The sequence below is a fragment of the Actinoplanes sp. NPDC051513 genome (assembly GCF_044454685.1).
In the GTDB taxonomy this organism is placed as follows: Bacteria; Actinomycetota; Actinomycetes; order Mycobacteriales; family Micromonosporaceae; genus Actinoplanes.
In genome coordinates, this window is record NZ_JBITDW010000003.1 from 818406 (window position 1) to 833971 (window position 15566).

At 69.5% G+C, this 15566-nt stretch carries 19 protein-coding genes and 1 riboswitch; of the genes, 8 read left to right on the forward strand and 11 right to left on the reverse strand.

Going from position 1 to position 15566, the window contains the following annotated elements; translation table 11 throughout:
• Positions 1-484: 484 nt before the first annotated feature.
• Positions 485-1489, forward strand: a complete 1005-nt coding sequence (locus ACIA5D_RS13920; RefSeq protein WP_396030241.1) for an RNA polymerase sigma factor RpoD/SigA — start codon at positions 485-487, stop codon at positions 1487-1489.
• Between the two features lie 78 nt (positions 1490-1567).
• Here ACIA5D_RS13920 and ACIA5D_RS13925 read toward each other — a convergent pair whose 3' ends face one another.
• The 3 genes from ACIA5D_RS13925 to ACIA5D_RS13935 all read right to left on the reverse strand — a co-directional run bounded on the left by ACIA5D_RS13925 (position 1568) and on the right by ACIA5D_RS13935 (position 3647).
• On the reverse strand, positions 1568-2494 hold the full coding sequence (locus ACIA5D_RS13925; protein WP_396030242.1) for an NlpC/P60 family protein: 927 nt from the start codon (positions 2492-2494) through the stop codon (positions 1568-1570).
• Positions 2495-2549: 55 nt separating this feature from the next.
• Positions 2550-2688, reverse strand: a riboswitch (cyclic di-AMP (ydaO/yuaA leader).
• Positions 2689-2902: 214 nt separating this feature from the next.
• Positions 2903-3220 carry a DUF3817 domain-containing protein gene (locus ACIA5D_RS13930; protein WP_396030243.1) on the reverse strand — a complete coding sequence of 106 codons (318 nt, stop codon included), beginning with the start codon at positions 3218-3220 and terminating at the stop codon, positions 2903-2905.
• A 10-nt stretch (positions 3221-3230) separates the two neighbouring features.
• Complete coding sequence (locus ACIA5D_RS13935) at positions 3231-3647, reverse strand: hypothetical protein (RefSeq protein WP_396030244.1); 417 nt, start codon at positions 3645-3647, stop codon at positions 3231-3233.
• Between the two features lie 85 nt (positions 3648-3732).
• Between ACIA5D_RS13935 and ACIA5D_RS13940 the strand changes: the two genes are divergently transcribed.
• The 4 genes from ACIA5D_RS13940 (at position 3733) to ACIA5D_RS13955 (ending at position 5780) form a co-directional block, all read left to right on the forward strand.
• Positions 3733-3960 (forward strand): DUF6158 family protein, encoded by a 228-nt coding sequence (locus ACIA5D_RS13940; protein ID WP_396030245.1) that lies wholly within the window; start codon positions 3733-3735, stop codon positions 3958-3960.
• Positions 3961-3996: 36 nt separating this feature from the next.
• Positions 3997-4521, forward strand: coding sequence for a DUF1360 domain-containing protein (locus tag ACIA5D_RS13945; protein ID WP_396030246.1), 525 nt, complete (start codon positions 3997-3999; stop codon positions 4519-4521).
• A 251-nt stretch (positions 4522-4772) separates the two neighbouring features.
• The gene (locus ACIA5D_RS13950; RefSeq protein WP_396030247.1) at positions 4773-4958 is read left to right on the forward strand and encodes a hypothetical protein; all 186 of its coding nucleotides are present in this window, start codon (positions 4773-4775) and stop codon (positions 4956-4958) included.
• 99 nt (positions 4959-5057) lie between these two features.
• Positions 5058-5780 (forward strand): ANTAR domain-containing protein, encoded by a 723-nt coding sequence (locus ACIA5D_RS13955; RefSeq protein ID WP_396030248.1) that lies wholly within the window; start codon positions 5058-5060, stop codon positions 5778-5780.
• A gap of 3 nt (positions 5781-5783) precedes the next feature.
• Here ACIA5D_RS13955 and ACIA5D_RS13960 read toward each other — a convergent pair whose 3' ends face one another.
• The 5 genes from ACIA5D_RS13960 to ACIA5D_RS13980 form a co-directional block, all read right to left on the reverse strand.
• Entirely contained in the window at positions 5784-6089 is a 306-nt protein-coding gene (locus ACIA5D_RS13960) for an antibiotic biosynthesis monooxygenase family protein (protein WP_396030249.1), read from the reverse strand.
• 89 nt (positions 6090-6178) lie between these two features.
• The gene (locus tag ACIA5D_RS13965; protein ID WP_396030250.1) at positions 6179-7882 is read right to left on the reverse strand and encodes an MDR family MFS transporter; all 1704 of its coding nucleotides are present in this window, start codon (positions 7880-7882) and stop codon (positions 6179-6181) included.
• Complete coding sequence (locus ACIA5D_RS13970; protein WP_396030251.1) at positions 7879-8352, reverse strand: MarR family winged helix-turn-helix transcriptional regulator; 474 nt, start codon at positions 8350-8352, stop codon at positions 7879-7881. The genes ACIA5D_RS13965 and ACIA5D_RS13970 overlap by 4 nt, the downstream gene beginning before the upstream one ends.
• A 92-nt stretch (positions 8353-8444) precedes the next feature.
• On the reverse strand, positions 8445-9035 hold the full coding sequence (locus ACIA5D_RS13975; RefSeq protein WP_396030252.1) for a class I SAM-dependent methyltransferase: 591 nt from the start codon (positions 9033-9035) through the stop codon (positions 8445-8447).
• Between the two features lie 36 nt (positions 9036-9071).
• Positions 9072-9566, reverse strand: coding sequence for a hypothetical protein (locus ACIA5D_RS13980; RefSeq protein ID WP_396030253.1), 495 nt, complete (start codon positions 9564-9566; stop codon positions 9072-9074).
• A gap of 220 nt (positions 9567-9786) precedes the next feature.
• Between ACIA5D_RS13980 and ACIA5D_RS13985 the strand changes: the two genes are divergently transcribed.
• Positions 9787-10443, forward strand: coding sequence for a response regulator (locus tag ACIA5D_RS13985; RefSeq protein ID WP_396030254.1), 657 nt, complete (start codon positions 9787-9789; stop codon positions 10441-10443).
• Positions 10444-10539: 96 nt separating this feature from the next.
• Positions 10540-11769, forward strand: a complete 1230-nt coding sequence (locus ACIA5D_RS13990; protein ID WP_396030255.1) for a hypothetical protein — start codon at positions 10540-10542, stop codon at positions 11767-11769.
• A gap of 6 nt (positions 11770-11775) precedes the next feature.
• On the opposite strand, the gene serA is transcribed toward ACIA5D_RS13990, so the two are convergent.
• Together serA and ACIA5D_RS14000 are read right to left on the reverse strand one after the other, a co-directional pair.
• On the reverse strand, positions 11776-12993 hold the full coding sequence (serA, locus tag ACIA5D_RS13995; protein ID WP_396030256.1) for a phosphoglycerate dehydrogenase: 1218 nt from the start codon (positions 12991-12993) through the stop codon (positions 11776-11778).
• Positions 12994-13161: 168 nt separating this feature from the next.
• Positions 13162-14076, reverse strand: coding sequence for an aminoglycoside phosphotransferase family protein (locus ACIA5D_RS14000; RefSeq protein WP_396030257.1), 915 nt, complete (start codon positions 14074-14076; stop codon positions 13162-13164).
• A gap of 180 nt (positions 14077-14256) precedes the next feature.
• Between ACIA5D_RS14000 and ACIA5D_RS14005 the strand changes: the two genes are divergently transcribed.
• A complete protein-coding gene (locus ACIA5D_RS14005) occupies positions 14257-15144 on the forward strand; it encodes a DMT family transporter (protein WP_396030258.1) in 888 nt (295 codons plus the stop codon).
• Here the strand turns inward: ACIA5D_RS14005 and ACIA5D_RS14010 are convergent.
• The gene (locus ACIA5D_RS14010) at positions 15141-15557 is read right to left on the reverse strand and encodes a DUF3224 domain-containing protein (RefSeq protein ID WP_396030259.1); all 417 of its coding nucleotides are present in this window, start codon (positions 15555-15557) and stop codon (positions 15141-15143) included. The genes ACIA5D_RS14005 and ACIA5D_RS14010 overlap by 4 nt on opposite strands.
• Positions 15558-15566 lie beyond the last annotated feature (9 nt).

The following is a 15566-nucleotide window of genomic DNA, read 5'->3' on the forward strand; positions in this document are numbered from 1 at the left end:
AAATACGCCGTCACCTGCACGGGCGTCACCCGTGCGGGCGAGTGAACTACGGCGGGTCGTGCCGCATTGTGGCAGGTGGTCCCGTTCGGCACCGCGCCTCGGGATCTTTTTGATGAGGCTTTTGGTTCAAGCCGGTCGCGAAGCTGTCGATGCTGCACGTGAACCCAGGAAGCCGGACGGCCGTACTGGGTAGTGATGGACGTCCCAAGGTCGGTGGTGATGCCCGTCGCTGCGACAGGTGGGGGGCCGATGGTGTCATTGAGACCAACGCGGGTAAGCGTTCTGCTGCGCGACCGACAGCGGCGGCGGCGCGCGAATGCTGTGCCACGAGCCCCCTTCAGGAACATCGCATGCGGCTCTCAGCAATCACCCAGGCGTTCGTGACACTTTCGATCCACCAGCCGGAATCAGTGCGAGCAGTCATTTGTTGTGTAGATGCCAGTAACCGCAAGGTACGAACTGCGGACGTTACGGGGAGGAACTGATGAACACAGGGTTTGCCCGTAACGGGGTAAGTAGTGAACGCAATGAGGGGACCGTGGGCAACGTGGAGAAGAACACCGTGATGCGGACCGACCAGGTCGCCGAGGAGCGTGACCTTGTCGGCGTCTACCTGCACGAAATCTCCCGGACGCCACTGCTGAGCGCAGCCGAGGAAGTCGATCTTTCCAAGCAGATCGAAGCGGGCCTCTACGCGGAGTTCCTGCTCGACGAGGGCGAGACGCCGCGTGGCGTGAGCCGCGAGGAGCTCGAGCGGATCGTCCACGAAGGTCAGCGGGCGAAGGACCTGTTCATCCGGGCCAACCTGCGACTGGTCGTGTCGATCGCCCGGCGCTACGTGCGCTCCGGCATGCCGATGCTCGACCTGATCCAGGAGGGCAACACCGGCCTGGTCCGCGCGGTCGAGAAGTTCGATTACGAGCGCGGCTACAAGTTCTCGACGTACGCGACGTGGTGGGTGCGCCAGGCGATCAGCCGGGCCATCGCCCAGCAGGAGCGCACCGTGCGCCTCCCCGTGCACCTGGTCGAAGACGTCAACCGGATGCGCAACGTCACCCGCCAGCTCGTCCGCGAGCTCGGCGCCGACCCCGAGCCCGACCAGATCGCGAAGGCGCTCGGCGTGACGGTCGAGCGGGTCAACGAGCTCACCCGCTGGGCTCAGGACACCGTCTCCCTCGACACGCCCGTCGGCGACGACGGCGACACCAACCTCGGCGACCTGGTGGCCGACAGCGACGCACCCTCGCCGGAAGAGATCGTGCTGACTGCCCTGGAGCGCCAGCGCATCGAGGGTCTGCTCAACCACCTCGACGACCGGTCGGCCGGCATCATGCGGGCGCGGTACGGCCTCGAGGACGGCCGGGAGCACTCGCTGACCGAGGTGGCCTCGCGCTTCTCGCTCAGCCGCGAGCGCATCCGCCAGCTCGAGATCCAGGCGCTCGGCCGGCTGCGCGAGCTGGCCCGGGCCGAGGGCCTGCAGGCCGCCTGATCTTCGCACTTCCCCCGGATTTCCCTACGCGAAAGGCCGGTACCCCATTGGGTACCGGCCTTCTTGGTTCCGCGGTTGTTACTTGACCCGTCCGTAGCCGTACGGGGTCATGATGTTGATCGTCCTCTTCTTGACCGGCTCGCCCTCGCGTGACGCGTCGATGATCATGCCGCCGCCGACGTACAGGCCGACGTGCCCGAGGCTGCGGTAGAACACCAGGTCGCCCGGCTGCAGTTGCGACTTGCTGATCCGGGCGGTGGCGCTGTACTGCGCGGCCGCGTTGTGCGGCAGCGACTTGCCGGCCTTGGACCAGGCGGCCATGGTCAGGCCCGAGCAGTCGAACGTGTTGGGGCCCGCGTCGCCGTACCCGTAGTAGGCCGGCTTGTTCGCCTGCGTGTACGCGAAGTCGACGGCGATGCCCGCCTTGCCGGAGATGGCGGGCGCCGGGCCGGCCGCTCCCGCGACGCCGGTCTCGGTCGCGCTGCCGTACGCCTGCACACGCATGGCGCGCAGCTTCTTGATGTTCGCCTCGATCGTCTTCTTCCGGGCGTCCATCGCCTTGAGCTGCGCCGCCTGCTTGGCCTGAGTGGTCTTCAGGGCCGCCTGCCGGTCGGCGAAGTTCTGCGTGGTCTCGGTGAAGTCGTTGATGTCCCGCTGATTGGCGCGGTTGATCATCTCGAGGAGGCTCATCTTCTCGACCAGGCCGCCCTGCTCGTTGCCCAGCAGCGCGCTCATCGGCCCCACCCGGCCCTGCATGTAGGCCTGGGAGGCGATGGTCTCGACCTGTGCCTCGGCCACCACGAGCTTCGCCTTGGCGGGCGCGAGCGAGGCCTGGAGGGTCTTCTGGTCGTTCGCCGTCTTGGTCAGGTCGATCTTGAGCTTGTTGTACGACTCGGTGATGTCCTCGAGCTGGTTCGAGGCGGTCTCGATCTGCTTCTTGAGCTCGGTCTCGGACGGCGCCGCGTGTGCCGCGGTCGCCACGGATCCGGTGATCGCGATCGCCATCGCCGCGACCATGAGTGCCCGAAGCCTGGTGCGGGGGGTTGGCACCGGTTGCTGACCTTTCTTCCGCTGCGGCCGCCTACCGGGTTAGCTGACGCCAAATCCGGGCGGTTCAGTGGGCGGGAAGAAGGCCCTGCTGCTCCGCAGATTCAGCCCAGAAACGCGGTTCCCCGGCTCAACTCGGGCCCGCGCTCGCTCCGGGGGAGGGCGTGCGAGGACACCGCGCCGATTGGGCGGCGTTGGCCGGCGCCACCGAGGGATGTGGCTGCGGACCGAACCAACCGCATTAACTTATCGATGCGCGAAACAAAATCAAGGTCTCTACGCGGGATTTAAGGAAAAGGCCAGATATGCGTGATTGATCCCGATAACGCATTGTCATTCGACGAAGACGGCGCGTCATTCTCGCGATCAAATGGGACTTTTCACCGGTTCCACGGGAACCCACGCGTGGCTGACCTTACGCTCGGCCCAGAACGAGAGGAAGGGGATGGTTCCGGCCGCCATCACCAGGATCATGCGGAGGAAGGGCCACCCCGCCCGGCGCGCCAGGTCGAAGGTCAGCACCAGATAGACCATGAAGAGGAAGCCGTGCGCGGGGCCGACGATCGCCACCACGGTGTCGTTGTCGGCGAGGTACTTCAGCGGCATGCCGACCAGGACGAGCGTGAGCAGGCAGACGCCGACGATCCACGCGATGATCCGATAGCGGGTGAGCGCTCCCTGCACGTTCCACGTCCTATTTCGTCGAGGTGTAACCGGGGTAGTCGGCCGGTCCGGCGCCGGGATGGGCTGCGAGCCAGGCGAGGTAGTCGTTGTAGGCGGCCAGCTCGGGGTCGTCTTCGGCGGGCGCCCTGCTGACCGCGACCCGCACGGGCCGGCCGACCGTAACAGGCGAGCCTGGGAGCTTCTCGGGCTCTTCGTCCCTTTCCTCCGGCGCCTCGGCGGGAGGCTCGCGGGCCAGCTGGACCTCGCGGTACCAGAGGAAGGCGAAGAAGGCCGCGAACACCGGCCATTCGAAGGTGTAGCCCCAACTGAGCGTGTTGCCGCCACTGGCCCGGCTGAACTGCCACCACCCCAGCCCGAGGCAGCCCGCGATCGCGACCAGCGCCAGGACATGCCGCACGATCCACGCCGGCGTCCACAGCCCCTTCATGCACACGAGGGTACCGGCGGCACGTTTGCCCGCCGTCGGCGCGGGCAACCGTTCTGCCAGGTGATGACCACGACGGAGGTGCACGATGGCGGACGCCGAGACCGGGACCGGCGTGGACCCGGCCACGCTTGACGACGAGGACCTGTTCCGGGAGTTGTCCAGCCTCTATCGCGCGCGGATGTCCACGCTCCGGCACGGCCCCGGCGCGGCCCTCGACAACCACTTCCGGCGCACTGCCGAGCTGGAGACCGAGTACCTGACCCGCTTCCCGGGCCGCGAGGTGGACCCCGCCCGACTGACGCAGGACTTCTGACCGCCCGCTCGCCCGCCCGCTTGCAGGAGGACCCCCATGACCGACACCCTGCGCGACCGGATGGCGCACGTCGCTGACGCCTATGCCCCACACGAACACCGGCCGCTCGACGGATACCTGGTCGCGATGGGCGCCTTCGGCGCCCTCGCCGCGTCGTTGGCCGGTGCCGCGAAGCTCACCGGCCGGTCGGCGCCGCAGCGACCCGGGATCGCGGACGTGGCGCTGATCTCAATCGCCACGCACAAGCTGAGCCGCCTGCTCGCCAAGGACGCTGTGGCCAGCCCGCTGCGGGCGCCGTTCGCCCGGTACGCCGAGCCGGCCGGCGCCGCCGAGCTCAACGAGGAGGTACGCGATCAGGGCAGCTCGGTCCGGCACGGGATCGGCGAGCTGATCACGTGTCCCTTCTGCCTCGCCCTCTGGGTCGCCACCGGGCTCACCGGCGGCCTGGTCCTGGCTCCGCGGCTGACCCGGCTGGCGGCCACCGCGCTCACCGCCACGGCCGTCTCGGACTTCCTCCAGATGGCCTATGACCGCGCCAAGAAGGCGGCCGAAGCCGACTGAGCGTTCCTGTGGCGCGGGTCACACCCGCTAACGGAATCATGGGGTGCGACCGACAGTTGTGAACGGATGTCGGTGTGTCCAGTGTCCCCGGGCCTCACCCTTTGCCTTTACGGAATACCGTTCGGCTGGAGCCGTATCGTGCCTTTCGCCGCGAGGCGACATGCACACCGACATCTCGTACGCCGCCCCCGGGTTCGCCCGGGGGCGGCGACGTGTTTCAGGGGCTCGCTCCGCGGGGTACTTGATCATTCATGACTGACCGGATCGAGCAACGGGCCGCCGAGCTGCTTCCCGAGGAGCGTGCGGCCGGCAGCGCCGACCCGCGGGCGCAGGCCGAGGCCATCCTGGACGACTCCGACCAGCGCGAAGATACCCCGGAAGCGGTGGAGAACCGCCGCTCCGACGAGGCGGCCACCTCCGCCGAGACCACCCGGTAGAGGCACCGAACTTCCGTGTTCGTCGATGGTCATGGCAATATTCCCCGCGTGTCTGCCCAGAATCGCCGGATTTCTGCGCCGGCGCGTGGCCCCGCTCGTTTGCTGAGCCGTCCCGCGCGCACCCGCAGCACGCGCTCCGCCGCCCTCAGCGGCCCGCACGCGGTCGAACTGGCCGGGCTGCTGCACGAGCTGTCGGTGCGCCTGCTCGGCGCCGAGAGCTTCGCCTCGGCGCTCGAGCGCCTCGCGGCCTGGGTGGTGGGCGCGGTGCCGGGCACGGTGCGTTGCTCGGTCACGCTGATCGGCGAGGGCGGCCCGCTCACCTGCACCGCCGCCGGGCCGTCCGGCGAGGGCGTCGACGAGCTCCAGTACGCGTTGAGCACCGGCCCCGGACTCCACGCGGCCCGCACGCGGGCCCTGGTCACCGTCGCCGACCTGACCACCGACGAGCGCTGGCCCGAGCTGGCCGAGCCGGCCCGCGCCGAGGGGGTCCGCGCGGTGGTCGCCGTGCCGCTGGACGTGCCCCGGGCCGAGGTGGGCGCGGTCAGCCTCTATCTGGACGGGGCCGGCGCGCTCGGGCCCGACCTGCTGCTGACCGCGATGGCCCTGGTCAACCAGGCCGAGGTGCTGCTGGGCGAGCTGCGCCGACGCGACGAGACCAGCACGGACGCCGCCGTCGACCGCGCGGTCGGCGTGATCATCGCGCAGCGCGGCTGCGGCGTCCGCGAGGCCTACGACCTGCTCGGCGAGACCGCCCAGCGCCTCGGTCTCGACCGCCGGGCGGTGGCCGACCGCCTGATCGCCGCGGCGGCCCGGAACGCGTAGGTCTCAGTCTTTCGACAGGTGTTGGACGACTTCGAACTCCAGCAGGGAGGCGCCGGTGGCGACCGGCCGGGCGCGCTCGCCCGAGTGCGCCTCGCGGGCCGAGCCGGACGACCAGGCCTGGAACGCCTCCTCGGACTCCCAGCGCGTATAGACGAAGTAGCGGTTCTCGCCCTTGACCGGGCGCAGCAGCTCGAAGGCGAGGAAGCCGGGCGCGTTCTCGACCGCGCCCTGCCGGGCGGCGAAGCGCTTCTCCAACTCGGGGCCGGCGCCCTCGGGCACCTCGATGGCGTTGATCTTCACAACAGACATGGTGGAAACGCTACCGAGCCGGGCCGCGTGTGCGGCCCGGCCCCTTTGGTGACGGTGCTCCCGGCGTACCGGAAGACGGTTTGATCTTGTTAGTGCGGGACCTTGTCGGGCAGGGGACCCGCGCCGACCTCGCCGGGGACGCCGTCGCTGTTCTCGGCGGCCAGGATGTCGGCCTCGCGCTGCTGCTGGGCCGAGCGCTGGGAGAGCGGGACCTCGGGCAGGAAGAAGACCACGATCAGGCCGATCACCATGACCGCGGCGGCCAGGATGAAGACGACCTGGATGCCGTCCGAGAAGCCGACCTTGAACGGGTGCGAGACGACGGCCGAGAGCTTCTCGAGGAACGACGTGTCGTTCAGCGCGTTGCTGCCCTGCGCCTGCTGGAGCGTCTGCATCTGGCTCGGGTCGGCGGCCACCGACTGCTGGAAGGCCGCGGTGCCCTGCGCCTTCTGGTATGCCGACGCGATCTTGCCGCCGACGACGTTGAACAGCACCGACAGGAAGATCGCCGTGCCGAGCGTGCCGCCCATCGAGCGGAAGAAGGTTACCGAGCTGGTGGCCACGCCGATCTCCCGCGGTGAGACCGCGTTCTGCACGGCGGTGATCATCGGCTGCATGTTGCCGCCGAGGCCGAGGCCCATCAGCACCATGATCAGCATGGTCTTCCACAGCGGCGTGTCGGCGCCGATCATCGCGAACAGCGCCAGGGCCGAGACCATGAGGATGCTGCCGATGATCGGGAAGATCCGGTAGCGGCCGGTGCGGGCGATGAGCTGGCCGGCGGCGATCGAGCCGGCCATGATGCCGATCACGAACGGGATCATCTGGAGGCCGGCCTCGGTGGCCGAGGAGCCCTTGACGATCTGCAGGTACAGCGGAACGGTCAGCAGGCCGCCGAACATGGCCATACCGATGATCGTGCTGGAGATCGAGCCGACCGCGACCGTCCGGTTGCGGAACAGGCGCAGCGGCAGCAGCGCCTCGTCGCCGTACGCCCGCTCGGCGAAGATGAACGCGGCGATGCCGAGCGCGCCGACGATGTAGCAGGCGAACGCGCGAGGCGAGTCCCAGCCCCAGTCGCGGCCCTGCTCGGCCACGGTCAGCAGCGGCACCAGGCCGACGATCAGGGCGACCGCGCCGGGCCAGTCGATGCGGTGGTCGGTGCGGTGGTGCGGCAGGTGCAGCACGCGGGCCACCACGGCCATCGCGGCGATGCCGACCGGCACGTTCAGGTAGAAGATCCAGCGCCAGCCGGTGATGCCGGCGATCGAGTCCTGGCCGGCGAAGAAGCCGCCCAGCAGCGGGCCGATGACGCTGGCGGTGCCGAACACCGCGAGGAAGAAGCCCTGGTAACGGGCTCGCTCGCGGGGCGGGACGATGTCGCCGATGATCGCCAGCGCCATCGACATCAGGCCGCCGGCGCCGATGCCCTGGATCGCGCGGAACGCGGCCAGCTCGTACATGTTCTGCGAGAGGCCGCAGAGCATCGAGCCGATCACGAAGATGCCGATCGCGAACAGGAAGAAGGGCCGCCGCCCGTAGATGTCGGAGAGCTTGCCGTACAGCGGCGTGGAGATCGTCGACGTGATCAGGAACGCCGTCGTGGCCCAGGCCTGGAGGTTGAAGCCGTGCAGGTCGTCGGCGATCGTCCGGGTGGCGGTGGCCATGATCGTCTGGTCGAGGGCGGCCAGGAACATGCCCATCATCAGGCCGGCGAGAACCGTGAGGATCTGTCGATGGGTGAAGTCCGCGGAGCCGGCGGCGGGCGGCGCGGTGGTCTGGGGGTTGCTCACGCGTTCTCCCGTTGAGGTGGCGCGGCCGAGATGCGCAGACGGGCTTCGACCGCGGTGTTGAATTCGATGAAGAGCTCGACGAAGGCCTCGACGCGCTCGGCCGGCCAGCTGCTGAGCACCTCGGCGAGGAAGGCCTCGCGGGCGTCGTGCAGCTGCCGGCAGGCGTCCAGCCCGGCCTCGGTGATGGCCAGGCGCGATACCCGCCCGTCCTCCGGGTCGGCCTCGCGGCGGGCCAGGCCCGCCTTCACCAGTTGGGCGGCCTGCCGGCTGACCGTGGAAGGGTCGGCCTGCTTGGCCTCGGCAAGGTCGGTCACGCGCATCGGGCCGAGGAACCGCAGCGGGAAGAGCAGCATCAGCGCGGAGAACTCCGCACCCAGGTCTCCGCTGTTGAGCATGCCCTTGGCTCGCGCGCCGAGCCGGAAGAACCGCATGATCTGGTCGGCCAGCCGCGCTTCGGCTCTTTCATGCATGGTGGTTTCCCTGCAGCCTTGATTGATGCATGCATCGTACAACTTGTTGCGTGGTGAAAGCATTCTCATCGGGCACCGGCGGAACGTGACGCTTATCGCATGCGCCAGACCGTCGTCGCGAGTGCCTCGGTCTCCTCGAGCGCGGCGGGGACCGGCACGGTGTACTCCGCCAGCGGCTCGAACAGCCGCTCCGGGAAATACCCCCGACCGGGGTCGCCAACCAGGACCTGCCGGTCTTTTCGCCGCTCGGCCCGGAGTCGCTTGATCATCTGTTCGGCGACGGTGGGACTGTAGAAGACGTCGCCGGCCAAGATCACATCGGGGTCGCCGACATCGTCGCTCAGGGTGACGCGATTGGCGGCGGCGTTGCGGTGCGCCGCGGCGATCGCCTCGGGGTTGATGTCGGTGATACCGACCTGCGCGGCCCGCGCTTTCGCGGCGGCGATCGCGGCCACGCCGGAGCCGGTCGCGAGGTCGATGACCGTTTTGTTCAGGACGGTCTCGGGGTGGTCGAGAACATATCGGGCCAAGGCCTGCCCGCCGGCCCAGACGAAGGCCCAGAACGGCAGCGGCTGGTCACTGCGGAACTCGCCGCCGGCCTGGTCGAAGAGGCCGACATCGCTGCCCGCGAGATGGAGCGAGATCTCCGGCGCGAGAGGCACCGGGAGCAGCGTGGTCAGCACCCGGCGATTCTGCGCCTCCCACCGGGGCGGCGCGCGCTATTTAACCGATACCTCGGCCGGTGGCCGCCGGGCCATCACCAGCTTCGCGCGGTACTCGTTGCGCAACTCGGCGGCCCACGGCTCGTCCTCGTCCTCGAGCAGCGGGCGGGTGGCGAGGAAGGCGGCCGCGGTCAGCGGTTTCACGGCGCGCTCGGGAGTGCGGCCGGCCGCCAGCGCGATGAGCTCGTCGAAACGGGCCACGTCGACCCGGACCCGCTCGGGGTCGAGGCGCAGGCGGCCGCGGTGCGCGACGATGACCGATTCGCGGGGATTGATCCCCGGCTCCAGGTGCGCCCGAAGAACCGACAAGTCGGCCTCGACGGACTTCTTGCCCGTGCCCAGCAGCTCGGCCAGCTCCGAGATGGACGCCTCGCCGCGCAGCGCGAGGAGCGCGAGCAGGTGGCGTGGCCGGTCACCGCCGAAGTCGGCGCCCGAGAGGCGCTCGCCCCGGGTACGGACCTCGATGCGACCGAAGAGCTGGATGTCGAACATGAATCGAAACTTTGCTTCTGGCAAAGTTGACCGGCAAGGCCCAATGCTAGGGGTCCCATCAACCGAAAGACTGGTGATCGCGACCGCTTGGCCTCATCCTGCTGTCGGGTGTACCGGCGGAACGGATCCGGCCCGTCGCCGCGGCAGGCTGTTGGTAGGGCAAAGTTGAGTGCTGGTACTCCTTAGACTTCCGAGGTCCGTTCGGTTTGAAAGGTGGCGCATGAAACACGGCGAAGCGATCAGCGTCCTCGTCGTCGACGGCCACCAGACGTTCGCCGAGCTGCTCGGACACGCTCTGGCCGGCCAGCCCGACCTCGAGTACGTGGGGCACGCGCGCACCGGCGCCGAGGCCCTACAGCTCGCACAGCAGCTGCAACCCGACGTGATTCTGCTCGACCCGGAACTGTCCGATGCGGACGGTATAGCCATCGCGGAACTGATCCGGGTGCGCCAGCCGGACAGCCGTGTGGTGATCCTCACTGCCAGCGACGAGGGCGCGCTCGTCGGGCGGGCCACCGCGGCCGGCGCCGCCGGATTCCTCTCCAAGAACGGCGCGCTCGGTGACGTGCTGAACGCGTTGCGCACGGCGCACGGCGGCGGCATGACCGTCTCGACCGACATCCTCGCGCGGTTGCTCCGCAGCCAGTCGCCGGTCGTCGCGCCGCGTAGCAGCGGCCTGACCGTACGGGAAGACGAAGTTCTGCATCTGATGGCGGCCGGATTGGACGCTCGTGCGATCGCCCGCCGGCTCGGCATCAGCCTGCACACGTGCCGTGGCTATGTGAAGGCTGTGCTGGCGAAACTCGGGGCGCACAGCCAGCTCGAGGCGGTCGCGATCGCCACCCGGCGGGGGCTCATTCGGCCCGGCCGGCAGTAACTCCAAGTAGTTGTCGCCAGCACTCATCCGGGAGAAGTTCAAATACGTACCACTGTCGGGGACGCCGGGTGGCCGGCATTGCGACAGGGGAGACTCGTGGACCGACCAGCTGACGACGCGTCGTCCGATGTGGCTGTGGCCGACTCGCGTGGTGACACTCTTTATCGTCGGCCGCCCGCTCATCCGCCGGCCGAGTCCACCACCGGTGGCTCCTGGTTCACCGAGGGCACCGAGATCCCCGATCCTTTCTCGGCTCCGGTCCCGCCGTCGTCGGCCGTGAACTCGCGGGCCTCGTTCGGCTTCTCCGACGATCCGATCTCGCCCGTGCGGCACGGTCCTACGTCGGCGCCGCCGTTCTCCTCGTCGGGGCAGACGTTCGCGCCACCGGCCCAGACGTTCGCTTCGCCCGCGCAGACGTTCGCTTCGCCGGCGCCGGCGCCGGTGTCGCCCAGCTGGCCGCCTTCGCCCCGGCTCGACCCCGAGCCGCTCGAGCGGGTGTCCGGCGCCCTGCGATCGCCGTCGGGGGAGCACGCCGCGCGGCGTGCTCCCGCGTCGCTGCCTCCCGTGTCCCTGCCCCCCGAGCCGCGGCAGTCGCGCATCGTGACCATGGGCATCGTCGTGCTCAGCGCGATCGTGCTGGTGCTCGGCTCGATCGCCGGCGTCATGTACTTCACCGGCTCCGACACTTCCCTGCCGCTCGGTAACGGCAACGCGACCGCCGGGCGCACGGTGAGCGCCCCCCTCGACAACCGCACCAAGGCGAGCTTCGAGCTGCTGGCCGGCGTCAACTCCGTGCGCGTGACCATCGGCGAGCTCGGCGACGACCTCTACCGCATCTCCACACCGGACGATGCGGGCATCCTGCCCGATCCGACGATCCGCAACGACGACGTCAAGCTCCAGGTCAGCAAGGACGGTGACGGCACGGGCGGCGAGATCGAGGTGGTGCTGGCTGCGAAGGTGCGCTGGCAGCTGCGCTTCTCCGGGTACGCCCAGAAGCAGGTCATCGACGTGAGCGGCGGCCAGGTCAGCGGGATCGAGATGGTCGCGGCCATGAAGCAGGCCGAGGTGACGCTCTCCCGCCCGTCCGGCACCGTGCCCCTGAAGATCAATGGCGCCGTCGACAAGTTGGTCCTCAAGTCCCCGGCGGACAACCCGGTCCGCATCAAGGTCGGCGGCGGCGCCCAGAGCGTGGTGGCCGGGACGAAGACCCTCAAAGACTTGGCGGCCGGCTCGACCCTCACCCCGAAGGGATGGGCCACCACCGACCGCTACGACGTCACTGCCGGCGCCCGGATCAACGCGCTGACGATCGAGAACGCCTAGGGTTCCTCAGGAGAGGACCCGCAGGCGGACCGTCTGCTCCATGCCGCGCAGCTGGTCGAGCACCTCGTCGCTGTACCCGCCGCTGATGTCGGTGATCAGGTAGCCGTACTCGCCGCGGGTGCTCAGCAGCTGACCCTCCACGTTCACGTGGTGCTGGGCCAGGATGCTGTTGACCTTGGCGAGGACCCCGGGCGTGTTGACGTGGACGTGGACGATCCGGCTCATCCCGGACTGCTCGGGCAACGCCACCGACGGCAGGTTGACGCTCAGCGTCGTGTTGCCGTCCTTGATGAAGTGGGTCAGCTTGTTGGCGACGAAGTCGCCGATGTCGGACTGCGCCTCCTCGGTCGAGCCGCCGATGTGCGGGGTGAGGATGACGTTGGGCAGCCCGCGCAGCTCGGAGACGAACTCGTCGCCGCGGCCCTTCGGCTCGGTGGGGAAGACATCGACCGCGGCGCCGGACAGGTGGCCGCTGGTCAGCGCGTCCCGCAGCGCCACGTGGTCGACCACGATGCCGCGCGACAGGTTGAGGAACAGCGCGCCCGGGCGCATCCGCTTGAACTGCTCGGCGCCGAAGAAGCCGGCGTTGCCGGGCCGGCCGTCGACGTGCAGGGTCACCACGTCGGACGTCTCGAGCAGTTCCTCGATCGAGGCGCAGCGGTGCGCGTTGCTCAGCGCCAGTTTGTCGGCGGTGTCGTAGAAGGACACGTGCATGCCGAGGTTCTCGGCCAGCACCGAGAGCTGGGTGCCGATGTTGCCGTAGCCGATGATGCCGAGGCGGCGGCCGCGGATCTCGTGCGCGCCGTCGGCCGATTTGTCCCAGACGCCCTGGTGCATCAGCGCGTTCTTCTCGGTGAGCCGGCGCGTCATCGAGATGATCTCGGCGATCGCGAGCTCGACCACCGAGCGCGTGTTGGAGAACGGCGCGTTGAAGACCGCCACGCCGGCGGCGGTCGCCGCGGTGAGGTCGATCTGGTCGGTGCCGATGCAGAACGCCCCGACCGCGACCAGGCTGTCGGCCGACTCGATCACCTTGGCGGTCACCTTGGTCTTGGACCGGATGCCGAGCAGGTGGACGCCCTGGATGCGCTCGATGAGCTCGGCCTCGTCCAGAGCGTTGCGGACGGACTCGACGTGGTACCCCTCGGCCTCGAGCCGGGACACCGCGTCGCGGTGAATGCTCTCCAACAGAAGGACACGTACCTTGGCCTGGTCGATCATCATGTTCCGTTCCGTGAGACATTTGTTGGCCGGTCGGGCCGCCACGCCGAAGCCCAGATCTCCCAGCCTAGTGCGCGGCCGGGCCCGGCCCGGCCGGGTGTGCCGGACCTCCCATCTGGTGCGATGGCAGTAACCACCCGCCGTTGAATACGGCTGGGCGCCGCGCTCAGATCAGAGACGCTCGCGCAGCCACGGGCGGATCGCGTCGGCGTGGGCGCGCTGGAAGGCCCGCACGGTCGGGATGCCGGGCGGCGGCGGCTGGCGGCAGACATGCTCGAACATGCCTGCGATGGACGCGGTGATGTCGGTGACCGCGCCGGCGTCGATGCCCTCGAAGACCCGGGACGGGTCGCCGCCGTTGGTCAGCACGTCGAGCCCCAGCAGCAGCCGGTCGAGCCATTCCGGCCCGACACAGCCCCACGGCCAGTCGATCACCATGATTCGCCCGCCGCGCCGGATCAGCAGGTTGTCGGCGCGGATGTCGCAGTGCACGAGCGTCTCGCCGGTCGCGATGGCGGCGACCGCCCGCTCGGACGCGGACCGCAGCTCGGGCAGGCGCGCGGCGCACCAGGGGTCGAGGTCGGCCGGGGGATCGGCGGCGATCTTCGCCCACGCGGCGAAGTCGCCGGCGAGGTTGTCGGCCGCCGAGGGCACGCCGTGCACCGGCGAAGGGGTGACGGCCGCGGCGAGCTCGGCGAGAGCGGTCATGGCCGCGTCGATCTCGCTTTCCACCCACGGGGTACGAGGGTGGGCGCCGTCGATGTCCTCGAGGACCAGCACGACCCACCCGCCCTCGTCGAAGCCGCCCAGCATGCGGGGAACCGGGGCGTTGCCGGGCATCGCCGAGGTGATTCGCATCTCTTGCCGGGCGAGCTCGGCCGAGCGCTCGTTGACCGCCGGGGTGACGGCCTTGACGAAGGCACGGCGGCCGGAGTCGGTGACGACCCGGTCGGCGCTGCCGGGCGAGAACCCGCCCGGCTGGGAATGCGCGGCCACCACCCGGCCCCCGATGATGCGCTCGGACCGGGAGCGCACGGCCTCGGGCAGGTCGCTCCAGCCGATCCGGACCCTCGCCGCCTGCGTCATGCGCCTGATCGTGGCAGAGCCCCCGGAGATCGGCGACCCGAATTTAGCTATGGCCGGGTGGCCTCGTCGTGAGGTACTACATCTGCCGTAGGGATCTTTACCTCGGGGATGACGCGAACAATCTGCGTTTTCGCCAGGCTGACAGCCGGGTCGGTGAGGCAAGCTCGAAGAGGGGTGTCCATGGGGTCACTGGCGTGGGCTGTCGCACTGTCGATCCTGTCCGCCGCGAGTTACGCGGGCGCGGCCGTCGCTCAGGAGCGGCTGGCCGAGCACCGCAACCGCGGCGTGCGGCGCTGGGCGGTGGCGCTGCTGCTCACCGGGGGCGGCGTTGGCCTGCACGTTCTGGCGCTCAACTTCGGCACGGTGGCCGTGGTGCAGGCGCTGGGCACGCTGACGCTGTTGTTCGCCCTGCCGATCTCGGCGCTGCGGTATCGGGTGCGCATCAGCATCCCCGCGTGGATCGACGCCGCCCTCACCGTCCTCGGCCTGTCCCTGATCATGTCGCTCTCGGTCGAGTCGTCGGCCCCGGCCCTGCTCACCGAGACGTCCGGTCGCTATGTCGCATTTTTGACACTGGCCGTGGTCGGCGTCCTCACCACGGTCGCCGCGATCGCCCATTCGGCCCGCTGGCGTGCCGTGCTGCTCGCCGCCGCCGCCGGCGTGGCCTTCGGCATCGCCTCGGTGCTGTCGAAGGCCCTGCTGGCGTCCTTCACCGAGCATGGGGCGGGCTCCGTGTCCATGTTCATCACGGGGATGGTGGTGGTGCTGTCCACGGGCGGCTATCTGCTCGGGCAGCTTTCGTACAAGGGCGCGGGGCTGGCCACGCCGCTGGCGACGGTGAGCGTCTCCAACCCGCTGGTCGCCGCCGTCGCCGGGGTGGTCCTGTTCGACGAGAGCTTCCGCTTCGGCGCGGCGGGGCAGGTCGTGGTCGCGCTCGCGGCGATCGTCATGACGCTGGGCGTGATCGGGCTGGCCCGCCGCACCACGGTGCCGCCGGAGGCTTTCGAGGACGAATCGCTCGATCTTCCGGTCGGCGAGCGCCCGCAAGAGGTCTCGGATCACGGCTAGAGGCGCGTTCCACCCAGGTTGTAGTCGAGCCAGATGGCGTGGGTGCCGTCGTCGGCGATGGACATGCCACCGGCGCCTTCGATGCCGGCCAGCGCGCCGGTTCCGCTGCCGGGGACGATGACGAAGAACTCGGCGTCGCGGCCCTCGCCCAGCGTGGTTGCGGAATGCGCGAAATTGAAGGCGCCCTCGGCGCCGGCGACGCTGCCCTCGAAGGATTCCATCGCCACGTAGGTGCCGGTGCCGGTGGCGGGGTCGTAGGCCGCGGTGAACAGGGTCGCGGATCGGCCGGAGATCTCGCCGGTGAAGGTCTTGGTCATCGTGGCCACGCCCGTCGGGAGGGCCGTCTTGACGTCGGACGGCGGCACGGGGGCGGGGGTGAAGTTGGCTACCTCGAAGGTTCCGGTGGCTCGCATGGGATGAAC

Bases quoted from the DNA above. Each gene is read 5' to 3' on its own strand.
- ACIA5D_RS13920 (WP_396030241.1), top strand. From the start codon at position 485: ATGAACACAGGGTTTGCCCGTAACGGGGTAAGTAGTGAACGCAATGAG.
- ACIA5D_RS13925 (WP_396030242.1), bottom strand. From the start codon at position 2,494: ATGGCGATCGCGATCACCGGATCCGTGGCGACCGCGGCACACGCGGCG.
- ACIA5D_RS13935 (WP_396030244.1), bottom strand. From the start codon at position 3,647: ATGAAGGGGCTGTGGACGCCGGCGTGGATCGTGCGGCATGTCCTGGCG.
- ACIA5D_RS13940 (WP_396030245.1), top strand. From the start codon at position 3,733: ATGGCGGACGCCGAGACCGGGACCGGCGTGGACCCGGCCACGCTTGAC.
- ACIA5D_RS13945 (WP_396030246.1), top strand. From the start codon at position 3,997: ATGACCGACACCCTGCGCGACCGGATGGCGCACGTCGCTGACGCCTAT.
- ACIA5D_RS13950 (WP_396030247.1), top strand. From the start codon at position 4,773: ATGACTGACCGGATCGAGCAACGGGCCGCCGAGCTGCTTCCCGAGGAG.
- ACIA5D_RS13960 (WP_396030249.1), bottom strand. From the start codon at position 6,089: ATGTCTGTTGTGAAGATCAACGCCATCGAGGTGCCCGAGGGCGCCGGC.
- ACIA5D_RS13970 (WP_396030251.1), bottom strand. From the start codon at position 8,352: ATGCATGAAAGAGCCGAAGCGCGGCTGGCCGACCAGATCATGCGGTTC.
- ACIA5D_RS13980 (WP_396030253.1), bottom strand. From the start codon at position 9,566: ATGTTCGACATCCAGCTCTTCGGTCGCATCGAGGTCCGTACCCGGGGC.
- ACIA5D_RS13985 (WP_396030254.1), top strand. From the start codon at position 9,787: ATGAAACACGGCGAAGCGATCAGCGTCCTCGTCGTCGACGGCCACCAG.
- serA (WP_396030256.1), bottom strand. From the start codon at position 12,993: ATGATGATCGACCAGGCCAAGGTACGTGTCCTTCTGTTGGAGAGCATT.
- ACIA5D_RS14000 (WP_396030257.1), bottom strand. From the start codon at position 14,076: ATGACGCAGGCGGCGAGGGTCCGGATCGGCTGGAGCGACCTGCCCGAG.
- ACIA5D_RS14005 (WP_396030258.1), top strand. From the start codon at position 14,257: ATGGGGTCACTGGCGTGGGCTGTCGCACTGTCGATCCTGTCCGCCGCG.
- ACIA5D_RS14010 (WP_396030259.1), bottom strand. From the start codon at position 15,557: ATGCGAGCCACCGGAACCTTCGAGGTAGCCAACTTCACCCCCGCCCCC.